15 protein-coding genes are annotated in these 14635 nt (G+C 37.5%); 10 read left to right on the forward strand and 5 right to left on the reverse strand.

From position 1 onward, the window contains the following. Nucleotides 1-68 precede the first annotated feature (68 nt). Complete coding sequence (locus PL9214_RS10780; protein WP_072718827.1) at nucleotides 69-1238, reverse strand: aminotransferase class V-fold PLP-dependent enzyme; 1170 nt, start codon at nucleotides 1236-1238, stop codon at nucleotides 69-71. Between the two features lie 97 nt (nucleotides 1239-1335). On the opposite strand from PL9214_RS10780, the gene PL9214_RS10785 reads away from it, so the two are divergent. From PL9214_RS10785 to PL9214_RS10810, 6 genes are all read left to right on the forward strand, one after another. Then, nucleotides 1336-2880, forward strand: a complete 1545-nt coding sequence (locus tag PL9214_RS10785) for a TM0106 family RecB-like putative nuclease (RefSeq protein ID WP_072718828.1) — start codon at nucleotides 1336-1338, stop codon at nucleotides 2878-2880. Next, entirely contained in the window at nucleotides 2873-3403 is a 531-nt protein-coding gene (locus tag PL9214_RS10790) for a YidH family protein (protein ID WP_245824230.1), read from the forward strand. Before PL9214_RS10785 ends, PL9214_RS10790 begins: the two co-directional genes overlap by 8 nt. Before the next feature lie 61 nt (nucleotides 3404-3464). After that, nucleotides 3465-4595, forward strand: a complete 1131-nt coding sequence (locus PL9214_RS10795) for an esterase-like activity of phytase family protein (RefSeq protein ID WP_072718829.1) — start codon at nucleotides 3465-3467, stop codon at nucleotides 4593-4595. Between the two features lie 636 nt (nucleotides 4596-5231). Then, entirely contained in the window at nucleotides 5232-6215 is a 984-nt protein-coding gene (locus tag PL9214_RS10800) for a GNAT family N-acetyltransferase (RefSeq protein WP_072718830.1), read from the forward strand. A 236-nt stretch (nucleotides 6216-6451) separates the two neighbouring features. Beyond that, the gene (locus PL9214_RS10805) at nucleotides 6452-7708 is read left to right on the forward strand and encodes an FtsX-like permease family protein (protein ID WP_072719114.1); all 1257 of its coding nucleotides are present in this window, start codon (nucleotides 6452-6454) and stop codon (nucleotides 7706-7708) included. Between the two features lie 219 nt (nucleotides 7709-7927). Beyond that, complete coding sequence (locus tag PL9214_RS10810) at nucleotides 7928-8683, forward strand: ABC transporter ATP-binding protein (protein ID WP_072718831.1); 756 nt, start codon at nucleotides 7928-7930, stop codon at nucleotides 8681-8683. Between the two features lie 66 nt (nucleotides 8684-8749). On the opposite strand, the gene petJ is transcribed toward PL9214_RS10810, so the two are convergent. After that, entirely contained in the window at nucleotides 8750-9091 is a 342-nt protein-coding gene (gene petJ, locus PL9214_RS10815; RefSeq protein ID WP_072718832.1) for a cytochrome c6 PetJ, read from the reverse strand. A gap of 56 nt (nucleotides 9092-9147) precedes the next feature. After that, nucleotides 9148-9603 (reverse strand): DUF29 domain-containing protein, encoded by a 456-nt coding sequence (locus PL9214_RS10820; protein ID WP_072718833.1) that lies wholly within the window; start codon nucleotides 9601-9603, stop codon nucleotides 9148-9150. A 175-nt stretch (nucleotides 9604-9778) separates the two neighbouring features. Between PL9214_RS10820 and PL9214_RS10825 the strand changes: the two genes are divergently transcribed. Further along, nucleotides 9779-11929 carry a Tex family protein gene (locus PL9214_RS10825; RefSeq protein WP_072719115.1) on the forward strand — a complete coding sequence of 717 codons (2151 nt, stop codon included), beginning with the start codon at nucleotides 9779-9781 and terminating at the stop codon, nucleotides 11927-11929. A 55-nt stretch (nucleotides 11930-11984) separates the two neighbouring features. Here the strand turns inward: PL9214_RS10825 and PL9214_RS10830 are convergent, their stop codons facing one another. Together PL9214_RS10830 and PL9214_RS10835 are read right to left on the reverse strand one after the other, a co-directional pair. Then, nucleotides 11985-12686 carry a methyltransferase family protein gene (locus tag PL9214_RS10830; RefSeq protein ID WP_072718834.1) on the reverse strand — a complete coding sequence of 234 codons (702 nt, stop codon included), beginning with the start codon at nucleotides 12684-12686 and terminating at the stop codon, nucleotides 11985-11987. Nucleotides 12687-12712: 26 nt separating this feature from the next. Then, nucleotides 12713-13174, reverse strand: a complete 462-nt coding sequence (locus tag PL9214_RS10835; RefSeq protein WP_245824231.1) for an MAPEG family protein — start codon at nucleotides 13172-13174, stop codon at nucleotides 12713-12715. A gap of 183 nt (nucleotides 13175-13357) precedes the next feature. Between PL9214_RS10835 and PL9214_RS10840 the strand changes: the two genes are divergently transcribed. The 3 genes from PL9214_RS10840 to PL9214_RS10850 all read left to right on the forward strand — a co-directional run bounded on the left by PL9214_RS10840 (nucleotide 13358) and on the right by PL9214_RS10850 (nucleotide 14370). Continuing rightward, entirely contained in the window at nucleotides 13358-13597 is a 240-nt protein-coding gene (locus PL9214_RS10840) for a WD40 repeat domain-containing protein (RefSeq protein WP_072718835.1), read from the forward strand. 186 nt (nucleotides 13598-13783) lie between these two features. Continuing rightward, complete coding sequence (locus PL9214_RS10845; RefSeq protein WP_072718836.1) at nucleotides 13784-14035, forward strand: hypothetical protein; 252 nt, start codon at nucleotides 13784-13786, stop codon at nucleotides 14033-14035. Next, a complete protein-coding gene (locus PL9214_RS10850; protein ID WP_072718837.1) occupies nucleotides 14035-14370 on the forward strand; it encodes a type II toxin-antitoxin system RelE/ParE family toxin in 336 nt (111 codons plus the stop codon). Before PL9214_RS10845 ends, PL9214_RS10850 begins: the two co-directional genes overlap by 1 nt. The last annotated feature ends 265 nt before the right edge of the window (nucleotides 14371-14635 follow it).

Here is a 14635-nt window from a genome sequence, read left to right on the forward strand (position 1 = left end):
ACCGTTAACAGTCAATACTTGGACAAAAAGGGAAATTTAGGGCTCTTTTCCTACCTGTTCCCTGTTCCCTATTCCCTGTTCCCTGCTATCGCTTCTAGGAGTTGATCCATTTCCGAGGGAAGGGTAAAGTAATGAACGCAGGCTCTAACGCAATTGGGATCGAGGAGAGTTCGCAGGAAAATACCCTGGTTTTCTAAAGCGTTGACTAAGGATTGATGGGATTTTCCATTGGTGAGTTGAAATGAAACTAAACCCGCTTCGGGGGGAGAGGTTCTTAGACAGTGAATTTGCGGAATTTCTGATAATTTTTGCCAAAGATATTGACTATTTTGACAAATTTGTTGATAACGCTCTGTTGCAGTTCCCCATTGATGATGCAGGGTAATGGCATGGCGTAATGCTGCATATAATGGATAGGCAGAAGTGGCGACTTCATACCGTCTAGCATCGGGTATCCAAGCAACGGGTTTTCCCTGTGTATCGTTAATAATACTTCGCCATCCAATAAAGGTTGGAGATAATTCGGATAAAGATTCCGCACTAATATATAATCCTCCTAATCCATCTGGCCCACACAACCATTTATGACCTGTAAAAGCATAAAAATCAACGCCTGTTTCTGTTAATTGAAGCGGTAAAACGCCAACGGATTGAGCCGCATCGACTAATACTTTTGTGTTATAATTTTGATGACACAGGTTAACAATTTCTGTTAAGGGTAAAACTTGACCTGTATTCCATAAAATATGACTGATCACTAATAGGCGAGTATGGGGTTTTAAATACTCAGAAATCATCTCGACTGGATCACCTTGGTTTAAGGTTTCTCTGAGGGGAAAAAATGAAACTTGCAAATCAAAGCGACGTTGAAGTTCCTGAACCGTTGCGATAATTCCCGGATGTTCACAATCGGAAATTAACAGATGATCTCCCGGTCGCCAATCGATTCCCCACAGCGCAATATTACAACCAACGGTAACATTTTCGGTGAAACACAGGGTTTCGGGAGAAATTCCTAACTCAGTGGCGACCAAATTGCGAGTTAACTGGGTTTCTTGCTTTTGCCATTGGTTAATTTTACCCGAAAAAGGGCCAGAACACTGCACCTCGTTATACCCTTGAATAATAGCATCCATCGATATCCGAGGTAATGGCCCTTGTCCCCCATAATTAAAATAGCCTTTATTGGCTAAGGCGGGAAACTGTTGGCGATGGGTTTCTAGGGAAGGAGTTGTCATAATATTAAGGGTTCGTTATGTTTCGTCAAAGGACACTTTTAAGTTTAAGGTGAAGAGGATATCTAACTCATCATTGATCATTGACACCGAAATAATTATGTTAATCACCGATAAACAACTGTTGCTTTATCAACGCTGTCAGAGGCGTGCATTTTTAGAGCGTTATGGAGATAGTTCTCAACAAGATCCTCCCAGCGATTTTTTACTAAAATTGATGCAGGATAGTTCTGCTTATCAAAATAGTATTTTATCTCATTATCCTTATTCTAAACTCGATCCTTTTTTTGGAAATTGGGAGTTGGGTGCTAAACAAACCCTAGAGTTAATGCAGCAAGGAGTTGACCGAATTTATCAGGGGGTTTTGCTGAAAGTAGAGAAACTTAACCTTTCTGAAATTATGTTAGATGGATCGGTGATAGAATCTGATGAAATGATTCAGATTACTTTAGTGAGTTCTCCTGAATTATTAGTGAAACAGCCCGGATATTCTCAATTTGGAGATTGGGTTTATGTTTCTCAAGATATTAAGTTAGGGAAACGCCCTAAACTCGATTATCAAATTATTTCGGCTTTTCATGCTTATTTATTAGAAGGAATTCAAGGAATCCAGCCGGAAACAGGTTGGTTAATTTTACGAGATAAAGCTCCTTATTCGGTTAATTTAGAACAACGTATTCCGCAAATGTACCAGGTTTTAAATGATTATTTAAACATGGCGTTATCTCGTGATGAACCGGAGGTTTTTATTGCGAGACAAAAATGTAATTTGTGTCAATGGCATAGTTATTGTTTGGAGGTCGCGCGATCGCAAAATCATATTTCTTTAATTCCGGGTGTTACTCCCACTCGCTATCTACGGTTAAAAGAATTGAATTTAACAACCGTTGAAACCTTGGTGGAAGCTACCCCAGAGCAATTAGAAGTTTATCCTGAATTTGCAGAGGGAATTGCTTTACAAATTATTAAGCAAGCTGAATCTAATTTAGAAAGTAAAGCAATTAAACGTCAAGAAGAATTTATCAGTTTTAAACAAAATTTTAATTCTAGCTATTGGTTAGATAATTTTCAAGATAGCTATCAAACCAAATTAAAAGAATTTCCGGTTGAGATTTATTTTGATATTGAAGCACAACCGGAATTGAATTTAGATTATTTGCATGGTCTTCTAGTTATAGATCGGCGGTCTAATCAACAGAAATTTTATCCCTTTTTAGCGGAAGATAAAACCCAAGAAGAATTAATTTGGAAGCAGTTTTTAGAGTTAGTTTGGGCTTATCCGATCGCTCCTGTTTTTCATTTTTGCGATTATGAACCTAAAACCATTAAACGATTAGCTACAATTTATAATACGCCAGATTATTGCTGGAAACCAGTATTAAAACGATTTATTGATCTCCATCAAAAAATGACAGAAACGGTAACACTTCCTGTGGAAAGTTATGCACTGAAACCTGTAGCGAAATGGTTGGGGTTTGAATGGCGAGATCCCAAAGCAAATGGTGCTCAATCTGTTTGTTGGTATGAACAATGGTTAAAAACAGGCGATCGCACCTTATTAGATGCTATTGTTCAATATAATGAAGATGATTGTCGTGCTACATTTCATGTTAAAGAATGGTTAACAGAATTTCTTAATGCTTAATCCCCAAAATGGAGTTTATGAAGAAAAATTTTCAAGAGATATAGAATCTATGAATCAAGAACAAAAAATTGATCGTCAGCGAGAACATCAAGCCAATGAACGGACATTTTTAGCTTGGTTAAGAACATCTATTTCCTTAATTGCTTTGGGTTTTGCGATCGCTCGATTTAGTTTGTTTTTACGTCAATTACAAACCTCATTTACCGAAAAAATTCCCCCTAGTCATCCTATTTTTAATTCTGATAATATGGGGATTATTTTAGTCATTACTGGAATGATGATTACTGTAATTGCAGCTTGGAATTATAATCAAGTTTTTTGGCAAATTGAACAAGCCAATTATAAACCAAACCGTTTATTAATTTGGATGATGACAGTGATTGTGATTATTTTAGGATTAATGAGTTTACCATTATTTTTCCGTCGAGATTTACCCCGGAAAACTGTTTCCAACTCTTTAAATCTGCAAAATCAAAATACATTACCCTTTATTACTAAAGTTCTAATCAATCTTCGATATTAGAATAGAAAATAATAGCTTATTAATTTTTTGTCCCTAAACTTTATTAAAACAGGCAAATCTAATGAGAATTTTATTATCTTGTCTGCTGTTAATCTCAACCTTAATTTCCTTTTTAATATTTAGCACATCTAGTGTGGCGATTTCAACAGTAATTGATTTAATTGGACAAGTCACTTTACCGACAGGATTACTCTATAATAACACAGAAGTTGGTGGTTTATCAGGCATTACTTATAATCCTGAACAACAAGTTTATTATGCTATATCCGATGATCCCAGTGATAAAAATAAAGCCCGATTTTATACTCTCAAAATTGATTTAAGTTCCGGTTACCTTTCAGAAACAGGGGTGAGTGTAGTCGGGGCTACCACACTATTAACAGAAACGGGAAAACCCTTTCCTAAAAATAGCCTTGATCCTGAAGGAATTGCGTTTTTTAAAAATAGTGTTTTTATTGCTTCAGAAGGTAACCTTTATCAAAATATTTCCCCTTTTATTCAAGAATTTTCCAGGGACGGCAAAATATTGAGAAGTTTACCAATTCCTGAAAAGTTTTTTGATGGAAATGGAAATCAAAACCAAGGTGTTCGTTCTAATTTAGCCTTTGAAAGTTTAACGGTGACACCCGATAAGGCTTATTTGTTTACCGCGAATGAAAACGCCTTAATTCAAGATGGAGGAATAGCGAATTTAGATCAGAAAAGTCCTTGTCGAATTTTGCGATATAATTTGCAAACCAATCAACCGGATCGAGAGTTTTTGTATATTACTGATCCTTTAGCAAATTCTTCTTTTATAGCCGAACAATATAACAGACAAGGTTTAGTCGATTTATTAGCTATTGATGAATCTCATTTAATTAGTTTAGAACGATCTTTTTCTTTAGGCTTAGGATATACCATAAAATTATTTCTAGTTTCTTTAGAAAAAGCGGATACTATTCAAGATTTGCCCAGTTTAAAAGCAACAAATTCTGAGATTATACCCGCAGAAAAAACTTTATTGTTGAATTTAAGCCGTTTAAATATTGCAGTTGATAATATTGAAGGATTAACTTGGGGTTCTCCCTTACCCGAAGCAGGGCGATCGCTAATTTTAATCAGTGATAATAATTTTACAACTCTACAAACAACTCAAATCATAGCATTAAGACTGAATCATCTAACAGTAGTAAGCCCTTCAGGGCTTTGAGTCCTTTAGGACTCACTACATCATAACCAAAGCTTAACCCTGGAAACTTGACAAGGCATTGGGGGGATCAGCTATCCTTAGACTAGGAACGTCCGCCATTAGCCAATCACACTCAAATGGAGTCATCCAGCCTGCGGTTGTCAGGTCTGAGGGTGAATTAACAATACGACCTCATTGGAGGTGAAATTCTTCTTTACCTAGCGAGACAAAACCTATTTAATCAAATGATCAAGACTCTTGCATTCGGTTTGGTGACTTTCCAAGAGCCAGTGGTCGAACTGGCAATATCCATTTAGCCGATGCAGAAGTCAAGTTAGAGAACAAAATTGAATTGATTTATTAACCCTTTTTTATGAGTGTCTAATTTGATAAAACCTGAACATTTCTGTGTTACCCACAGGAAACAGAGTTTTATCGTCATCATTAACTTTTAACCCTAAAGCTATCCTGATTTTAGTCGTAACACCTTGGTTTTAAAGGGTTTTCGGCTCAAATAGAGTTTGGTTTAAATTCTCTATTATCAACATTGAATGGAGAATTGATAAAGGTTGTATTGAAGAACAACCTCTAGTTTTTGGTGCAAATTTATCCGTTCGAGATTAAGTCAAAACTTCCGAATTTTCGGAACAATTTGTTATGAATTCTTTAATCATTAAACCCTACGAAGGTCAAAAAGATTGGTCTGCAATTTTTAATTTATTTCAAGCCTGTCAAACCGTTGATCATCTCACAGAAGATGAAAGTTTAGCAGACTTAAAATTAGGACTCTCTTCTCCAACGGTTAACCCCGAAAAAGATATCCGTCTTTGGACAGATGTAAAAGGTCAACTTTTGGGATTAGTTGGAATTGAACCTCAAGCCTCTAAAATTGGAATTGATGGATATTTTGGATTGTATATTCATCCTAGTGTCCGATCCAGCAATTTAGGCAAACAAATGATGCGGTGGTGTGAAAGCCGTATTCGAGAAATCGGACAACAAAAAAGACAACCTGTACAACTGCGAACCTACAGTTTAGAACAACAAACCGAACAAAATCAGTTACTCAAACAACGAGGTTTTAAAGTAGATCGGCAGTTTATTACGATGGCGAAATCCTTAGAATATCCTGTATCTATTCCCGAACTTCCATCCGGTTTTAAATTATCTTATATTCAGGGTAAACAAGACCTTTCAGCTTGGGTTGATTTGTTTAATGAATCCTTTATTGACCATTGGGATCATCATGAATTAACCCTAGAACAAGCCGAATATTGGCAAAATCAACCGATTTATCAACCTGAATTAGATTTAGTTGCAGTTGCACCGAATGGAACATTTGCGGCTTTTTGTAGATGTCACTTAAATTCTGATCAAATTGGTTGGATTGAATGGTTAGGAACACGACGAACATTTAGGAAATTAGGATTAGGAAAAACCATCCTTTTGGCAGGTTTATCTCAACTACAGAAAGCGGGTGTAACCACTGCCAAACTAAGCGTTGATGCTGATAGTTTAACAGGGGCAACAAAGCTCTATCAATCGGTTGATTTTAAACCCGTAACCCCCTGGTTTTCCTGGGTAAAACCCCTATCCCGTCAAAATCTCAGCCAACTTTTCCCCCAACAAGCTACTGCTTAAAGAGCGTATACAATAGGAGTGTGGTTTGTCAGTTGTCAGGAAAAAGATCCCAATGCACAGTGCAACCTAAAGGGTACAGTGAGGCAGTTAGAAATTAATAATTTCCCCCTTGTCCCCTTGTCCCCTTGTCCCCCTGTCCCCCTGTCCCCCTGTCCCCCTGTCCCCCTGTCCCCCTGTCCCCCTGTCCCCTTGTCCCCCTTCCCCCCTTCTCCCCTTCTCCCCTTCCCTCCTCCCCTATGGCTTCTCTTGCTCGAAAAAACCTATTTGAGGATATTCCCCGTTTTTTGGTGGCTCAAGCTGGGATTATGTTTGCTGTCAGTTTAGTTACCATTCAAAATGGGATTTTAACCGGGTTTATTCGGTCTTCCTCGATATTAATTGATCACTCGAAAGCGGATATTTGGATCGCTTCTAAAGATATGATTCATTTAGAGTTAACGATGCCCATTTCTTTAGAACGAGTCACCCAAGCTCAGACGGTTTCTGGTGTTGAACAAGCCGAAGCTTTTATTTTTAGAAATGCGCGTTGGCGCGATCCTGTAGAAAATAAAATTCATGCGGTAACAGTCGTGGGTTCTGATCCAGAAGGGGAATTATTTTCCCCCTGGAATATTATTAAAGGAGATATCAATGCTTTAAAACAACCCTATACGATTATGGTTGATGAGAGTAAATTAGACGCTCTCAAACTTAAAAATATCGGTGATATTGCCAAACTCGGAGGATTAGAAGCCAAATTAGGGGGAATTACGCAAGGAACTCAATCTATTGTGAGCAATAGTTTTGTGTTCACCTCGTTAAAAAATGCTAATGCTTATGTTAATAGTCCTGTAAAAACTCAAACCCGGTGTCAAGTCCAAGATAATGAGGATTTTCAATGTACTCAAAGTTATGAAGATCAATCCTCTAATCAAAAATCTACCGATATTCCACCACCAAGAGCCTTAAATTTAGCTGATCCGATCACCTATGTTTTAATTAAGGCAAAACCCGGTCAAGATTTAACTCAACTGAAGCAAAAACTAGACGATGCTTTACCTGATGATGTTCAAGTTTTGACCCGTGAAGAAATGTCTACGGTAATGCGAACCTTTTGGCAAAAACGCACAGGGGTTGGGTTTGTTCTCAGTTTAGGGGCGGCGGTAGGAGTGTTAGTCGGGATGGTGGTGGTCGGACAAATTCTTTATTCCTCCGTGACTGACCACTTAAAGGAATTTGGAACCCTGAAGGCGATGGGTGCATCCGACTGGGTGATCTACGGCATTATTTTAGAACAGGCCCTCTGGATGGCTGTTTTAGGGTATATTCCAGGTATGGCACTGTGTTTAGGTGTAGCGTCCTGGGCTGGCGCGACTCAAGGTATTTTGATTTTAATTACCCCTTTATCTGCTTTGGGGGTATTCGGGTTAACCGTTGCGATGTGTACGGGATCGGCATTTTTCGCCATTCAGAAAGTTACTAAGGTTGATCCAGCAATTGTATTTAAAGCTTGATGCCAGTCAGTTTTTGTAACCAAATGGTATTAGATCACAGGCAATCGGTAACATTTGAGTTTAAAATAGTGGAACTAAACGGTTCAGGATAGTTCATGGTCAGCCCTCCTTCTCTGGAATTACCCGATTTCTTCAGTAAACTCACCTTATTCCCTTGTAATTAGTTTATTAGACCCGTCAATTCTTGTTAGAAGCCCACATCATTATTAATTTGGAACGATGATACGCACTCAAGTTAGCGAGGCAAAATCCACTATATCTCCCAATCAGGCTGCATACTATTCACCAAATGCTAGAATTAAGCCGATTGGAATTCAAGCTTGTCGTGTTGAAATGGCTTATAAATCGGGGCGGCAAACGGTTCAAGTGCTGCAAAATATTAATTTAGAAGTCGAACAAGGGGATATTCAACTGTTGATGGGGCCGAGTGGTTCGGGAAAAACAACATTGCTATCTATTATTGCCGGACTCTTGACACCGACGGCGGGACGAGTGTTTTTATTGGGTGAAGAAATTACAAAATTGTCTCGGACTCAATTGGCAGAGTTTCGGTTACATAATATTGGGTTTATTTTCCAAGGATTTAATTTATTTCCCGCTTTAACCGCTTTAGAAAATGTGGAATTAGCTCTGCATCTTAAAGGAATGGGCAAAAGAAATGCCAGAGAAGAAGCGAAAACACGTTTAGAACAAGTGGGTTTAGGAGATAAAATTCATCTGTTACCCCAAGATTTATCGGGAGGTCAAAAACAACGGGTTGCTGTGGCGCGAGCATTAGCAGGAGACCCCCCATTAATTATGGCTGATGAACCCACCGCAGCCTTAGATTCGAGTAGTGGTCGGGGTGTAATTGATCTGTTAAAAACCTTGGCCAAACAAGGAGAGACAACGGTATTAATGGTGACCCATGACCCCCGAATTATGGATGTAGCTGATAGCATTTTGACGTTAGAAGATGGCAGAATTAAAAATTAAAACGCCAAGGTAATCTAAATGAAGTCAACAAAACTGGGTTAATAACTGTTATCAACCCAGTTTCTGCTATTTTTTCCAATTCTTTTCCGCCTGTTCTAAAACATAAGCAGAAACCGCTTGAATTTCTGCATCTGTTAAACGATCTTTGTAAGCAGACATATTATTTTTGCCATTAGTAACTAACGCTGAAATTGCTTCTAAAGTATTAACATGATTGCGTTCTAAAGCTTTTTTCTTTAAAGTTTTTCCTCGTCGGACAATATTTCCTCCTCCCCCATGACATCCCACACATTGCGCTTCAAATATTTTCGCTCCCGTATCCAGATTAACAGCTAATGCTGGGAAATAAACAGGACTTAGAATTAAGGTTAAGGTTAATAATAATATTAGGAGTAATTGTTTTAGCATTATTTTATCCTTTAGGGGTGATGGGTAAAAAGTTTGTAGATATCAAACAGTTAACATTAGGGTAAATAATCAGAATTAAGAATATCTTCTAAGGAAAAAGGAGTTTTGAGAGGAAATAAATCACGAGGTAACTGATGAGTTTTTAAAGTATCGGTTCTAGCTTGGTCATAACAATCGAGGAATATTTCATCTAACAATGTCCTTAAACTTGGGCTATCTTCTAAGGATAATTCAATTTTTAATCGTTGTTCTATAACGTTATTGAGCCATCCTCTGGCATTATATTCTTTTTCGCTTGTCCAATATTTTAATTTTAACAAATTTCCAATTAATGTTTTTAATCTGGTTTTTAAGTTTTCTTTAACATTGAATTTTAAATTTTTAATTTCTGCTTTTAAATTATCAATATCTAGTTGATTAAGTTGACGAGTATCTAAGATTTCTGAAGTTTTTTGTAGCCAGAGATAATAATCTTTTTCATAGAGAGATTGATATTGAGATAGCTTTTCCATGAATTTTGCCTAATTTCAAGATATCTAATCTAATATCATATCACACAAAATTAATGACAAAGACAAATACCTAATCAGGATGGACTCTCAGCTTTTACTGTACCCAGATTGACTTAATATCAAACAAATATGATAAAATCAAACTTAGATGGAACATCTGTTGGTTTTGAATCCCATGCTCAATATTCCCCAAATTCTCGCTCAAGAACTGTCTCTTAAACCCTTTCAAGTAGAAAACGCGCTACAATTGTTTTCTGAGGGAGCAACGATTCCGTTTGTGGCGCGATACCGGAAAGAACTCACCGGGTCTTTAGATGAAATTCAACTGCGAGATCTTTCAGAACGTTATACCTATTTAACGGAATTAGAAGACCGGAAAAAAAGCATTTTAGACGCGATCGCATCTCAAGATAAACTCACCGATGAACTGCGAGAAAAAATCGAAAATTGTTTACAAAAAACGGAATTAGAAGATTTATATTTACCTTATAAACCTAAACGACGAACTCGCGCGACTGTTGCGAAAGAAAAAGGATTAGAACCTCTCGCTCAATTTATTGCTAATTTTAATCAACCTAATTCCCCGACGGTTGCGTTAGAAGGGGAAGCCGAAAAATATATTTCTGAAGAAAAAGGTGTGAAAACCGTTGAAGATGCCTTAAATGGAGCCTCTGATATTTTAGCAGAAATTGTGTCTGAGAAAGCGAATTTACGAGCGTATTTGAGAGAATATTTAATGAATGATGGGGTATTTTTATCCCAGGTGAAAGAAGATTACCCCGAAGGAACGACTAAGTTTGAAATGTACCGTCAATATAGAGAAAATGTACAGGATATTAAGCCTCATAATTTATTAGCTTTATTTCGGGGAGAAGCGGAAGGAATCTTAAAAGTCGAGATAGAATTTGATGATGATTTTGTACAGTCTTATTTAGAATCTCAGGAAATTAAAACGAAAAATCCGGTGATTCGCAAATTTTATCAACCGATGTTAAAAGATGCTTTTAATCGGTTAATGAAAACGTCCTTAATGAGTGAAGTCAGAAGCGATCGCAAAGCCTACGCTGATTTAGAATCCATTAAAACCTTTGAAGCCAATTTAAGAGAATTATTACTCGCCTCACCGGCGGGAATGAAACCCACTTTAGCCATTGACCCAGGGTTTAGAACCGGATGTAAAGTTTCAGTTTTATCCGAAACCGGAAAATTCTGTGAATATCATACGATTTTCCCTCATCAAGCAGAAGGTCAACGTCAAGAAGCCGCGAAAAAAGTTAAACAATTAATCGATAAATATAATATTGAATTAATCGCCATTGGAAATGGAACCGCCGGACGAGAAACCGATGAATTTATAACCGAAATTATCGCTAAATTAGACCGAAAACCGATTAAAGTTATGGTGAATGAATCTGGTGCATCGATTTATTCTGCGAGTGATGTAGCGCGACAAGAATTCCCTGATTTAGACTTAACAGTACGGGGTGCAATTAGTATCGGACGACGGTTACAAGATCCGTTAGCAGAATTAGTTAAAATTGATCCAAAATCCATAGGAGTTGGACAATATCAACATGATGTCGATCAAAAATTATTAAAGAAAAAACTGGATGATACGGTTGAAAGTTGTGTGAACTATGTGGGAGTGGAATTAAATACCGCGTCAAAAGAATTATTAACCTTTGTTTCAGGAATTACCCCAGCAGTGGCGCAGAATATTGTCAATTATCGTAATGAAAATGGAGCCTTTAAAACCCGTAAGGAACTGTTAAAAGTGGCAAAATTAGGCCCTAAAGCCTTTCAACAGGCGGCAGGATTTTTAAGAATCCGAGGGGGGGTTAATCCTTTAGATAATACCGCCGTTCATCCCGAAAGTTATAAGGTGGTGGAAGTCATGGCGAAAGATTTAGGCATTTCCTTAAATAATATTAGCCAATTTAAGGATAAAATTAAATCCGTTAAACTGGATAAATATGTTACTGATACCATTGGAATTCCAACTTTAAAAGACATTATTAACGAACTTGAAAAACCGGGACGAGACCCCCGTGCGGAGTTCAAATATGCCACGTTTAAAGAAGGGATTAAAGAAATAACGGATTTAAAAATCGGTATGGAATTAGAAGGAATTGTCACGAATGTAGTTGCGTTTGGTGCATTTGTTGATATTGGAGTGCATCAAGATGGGTTAGTTCATATTTCTCAAATCGCAGATCAATTTGTCGATGATCCGAATAAATTTGTTAAAGTGGGTCAAGTGGTGAAAGTGCGGGTGATGGAAGTTAATGAGAAGTTAAAACGGATTAGCTTAACGATGAAATTGTAGGGAATATATGAGGGATTCTAAATCAATTTCATAATATGGCGCGTAGCACGATGCGTTACCAAATTAAAGGAATTAATCTATATTTCACCTGATTTGTGTAATCTTGATATCCTTCTAATTCTTCAACTAACATCTTTTCTTCTCCCCTAATTCTAGCAACGAGAAGCAAGGATATTATAACACCGATTAAAACCCCATATTGAGAACCCAATAATATTGGTGTTCCCAGGAATAAAAAGATCGCTCCTAGATACATAGGATGTCTAACAAAGCCATAAACACCAGTGGAAACGACGTGGTGATTTCGTTCGGTTTGGATTCTGACCAGAGGCGATAAAAAGGTATTATCTGTAAAAGCTCGGTATAAAAAGAAAAATGAAATCAATAATCCTATCCCTCCCAAAATTTTTAGCTCCCAGGGGAAATTTGTTGTCCATTGATATCGTTTGCTATCTAAAGGCATGATTATAATCCAAGCTAAAAATAAAAGTTCAAATCCATAGAGAAAATATTGATCCCAGACTTTTTGATTATCTGATCCGGGTTGTTTAAATCTTTCTACCAGTAATTCCGGGTCTTTTCGATATAAATAAATGGCAGTAACTCCAGAAATTATAATTAACCAAACTCCAAAAATCCATCCTTCAAGCCATAACCAATCTCCTGAAAAAAGTAGAAGTAATAGGGGGATTATAAGAATATAAATAATTGCCAGGATAATCTGACCTGCTGATAATCTCCTATTTTCTATTGTCATAATTAAACCTCCTTGAAATTCCTCAACTACAATAATGCCAAGACAGTTAAAGCAACTAAACAACTGAACTGAATGACTAAACTGAACAGCCGAAACTTAGGATTTAAGCCTGCAATATGAATCAGTGAATGTAGGAGACGAAATCCGATATACACAACAATTAGCACATCTATCGTTGTTCCAGAAATACCCCGAACAGTTAGCAGGAAAACCACCCCCAGATACAAAGGTAGGTTCTCAATTAAGTTTGCGTGAACCCGAAACAGTCGCCAAAGCAAACTTTCATCATTCGGTGTGCCAAAATCTTTCACAGAGCCACCCGCCGCCAGATGGCGAATTCTGACAGCGAGTAACAGTAGAACAATAAAAATTGTCCACAGAATGAAAATAGCTAAACCCCACAGAGGAACAGTCATATCACTTAATAATAAAGTGGGTACTTTTCCGTTCAATGTGGAACTCATCCCGACTATGTGTTCAATAGGCACGTTATTGCTCCTGTTTGTTGGGTTAATGACGGCGGAGATTAGTCTGTTTAATCCTCGCTTGATTTTAGTTTGCGCGATCGCTCTACAGATTCACTCACCCAAAAGATAGTATTTAAAGTTAGGGTTTGACTGGGGTAAAAACCTCTTGGGTTATCTTATAATCGAATCCCTCGATCAAATAGTTTGGAAGTCAATAGCTCAGTCACCGATGTGAGTTGGAGTCCCAACGACCAAACCCTAGCTTCCAGCAGTTGGGACAACACAATCAAGCTGTGGACGATTAGTTTGGATTTAGATCAATTAATGGTTTGGGGTTGTGAATGGATGAAGGATTATCTGGAGAATAGTTCAAGTGTGAGTGAGGAGGATAGACATTTGTGTGAGGGGGTGACGGGGGCTCCGCACTCAACTTCAAACCCTTAAAAATTAGCTATCCTGAAATTGATTCCAGGGCTTAAATGTTTTAAGCTGTGGCATTGAGATTTAGATGAATTAATCATAATTAGGTTAGAGTTCCTTAATTAATCGTTCTTCGGTTGTTAAATCATACAATCACCTGAATTTCTTGTTATAATAACCTCCAAAGGTTAACAATATCAAAAAACATCTATGTCAATTGTTGTGACACTGACTCCCGAACTGGAAGCAAAACTCCGAGAAAAAGCAGCTAAACAAGGTCAAAATATTGATTTTGTGGTGACAGAACTACTCAATCAAATTTTATTATGGGAAACCCATGATACAGAAGAAGCCATTCAGGGAATTCAACGAGGATTAGAGGATTTTGAACAGGGGCGGTTTAGAGATTTTGATCAATTTGCTGAAGCACAACGTCGTAAATATAATCTATCTATTGATTGATGAAATATCGCATTGAAATTTCTAGTACCGCAGAAGCAGAAGCTGATCAAACGTTCCTCTGGATGTCTCAAGTTACATCTCCAGAAAAGGCAAAACAATGGTATCAAGGGCTATTAAAATCGATTACATCTCTTTTACAAATGCCAAAGCGTTGCCCTTTGGCTAGAGAAAATGAATATTTTAGTCAAGAAATCCGTCAACTTCTTTATGGTCATGGACGAAATTCTTATCGTATCCTATTTACAATCCTTGAAAATCCAGAAAGTTCAATCATTCGTATTCTTCATATCCGACACGCTGCACAAGAAACACTCGGTAAAAATTCTGAGGAATAATTTGCTTTTTTCCTAGTTTCCCTGGTAGAACCAGGGAACGTCTGCTAGAGGCTCCGCCTCTTAGAAATGAGGTGGCAGAGCCACCTTATAGGATTTCTAGGTAGAACCTAGAAACGAGAGAAATCGTTGTTGAGCTTTAGCTTCAAGTAGGCTGAAGCCTAACAACAAAATTCTTGAAGTTATATTAGTAAGTTTTGTTAGTTTAACGACAAATTTTAATTGATCGAAATACGGGTGTTTTCACTGCTATTCTAAACAATAGCCA

The sequence above is a fragment of the Planktothrix tepida PCC 9214 genome (genome assembly GCF_900009145.1).
In the GTDB taxonomy this organism is placed as follows: domain Bacteria; phylum Cyanobacteriota; class Cyanobacteriia; order Cyanobacteriales; family Microcoleaceae; genus Planktothrix; species Planktothrix tepida.

Bases quoted from the DNA above. Each gene is read 5' to 3' on its own strand.
- PL9214_RS10780 (WP_072718827.1), bottom strand. From the start codon at position 1,238: ATGACAACTCCTTCCCTAGAAACCCATCGCCAACAGTTTCCCGCCTTA.
- PL9214_RS10785 (WP_072718828.1), top strand. From the start codon at position 1,336: ATGTTAATCACCGATAAACAACTGTTGCTTTATCAACGCTGTCAGAGG.
- PL9214_RS10790 (WP_245824230.1), top strand. From the start codon at position 2,873: ATGCTTAATCCCCAAAATGGAGTTTATGAAGAAAAATTTTCAAGAGAT.
- PL9214_RS10795 (WP_072718829.1), top strand. From the start codon at position 3,465: ATGAGAATTTTATTATCTTGTCTGCTGTTAATCTCAACCTTAATTTCC.
- PL9214_RS10800 (WP_072718830.1), top strand. From the start codon at position 5,232: ATGAATTCTTTAATCATTAAACCCTACGAAGGTCAAAAAGATTGGTCT.
- PL9214_RS10805 (WP_072719114.1), top strand. From the start codon at position 6,452: ATGGCTTCTCTTGCTCGAAAAAACCTATTTGAGGATATTCCCCGTTTT.
- PL9214_RS10810 (WP_072718831.1), top strand. From the start codon at position 7,928: ATGATACGCACTCAAGTTAGCGAGGCAAAATCCACTATATCTCCCAAT.
- petJ (WP_072718832.1), bottom strand. From the start codon at position 9,091: ATGCTAAAACAATTACTCCTAATATTATTATTAACCTTAACCTTAATT.
- PL9214_RS10820 (WP_072718833.1), bottom strand. From the start codon at position 9,603: ATGGAAAAGCTATCTCAATATCAATCTCTCTATGAAAAAGATTATTAT.
- PL9214_RS10825 (WP_072719115.1), top strand. From the start codon at position 9,779: ATGCTCAATATTCCCCAAATTCTCGCTCAAGAACTGTCTCTTAAACCC.
- PL9214_RS10830 (WP_072718834.1), bottom strand. From the start codon at position 12,686: ATGACAATAGAAAATAGGAGATTATCAGCAGGTCAGATTATCCTGGCA.
- PL9214_RS10845 (WP_072718836.1), top strand. From the start codon at position 13,784: ATGTCAATTGTTGTGACACTGACTCCCGAACTGGAAGCAAAACTCCGA.
- PL9214_RS10850 (WP_072718837.1), top strand. From the start codon at position 14,035: ATGAAATATCGCATTGAAATTTCTAGTACCGCAGAAGCAGAAGCTGAT.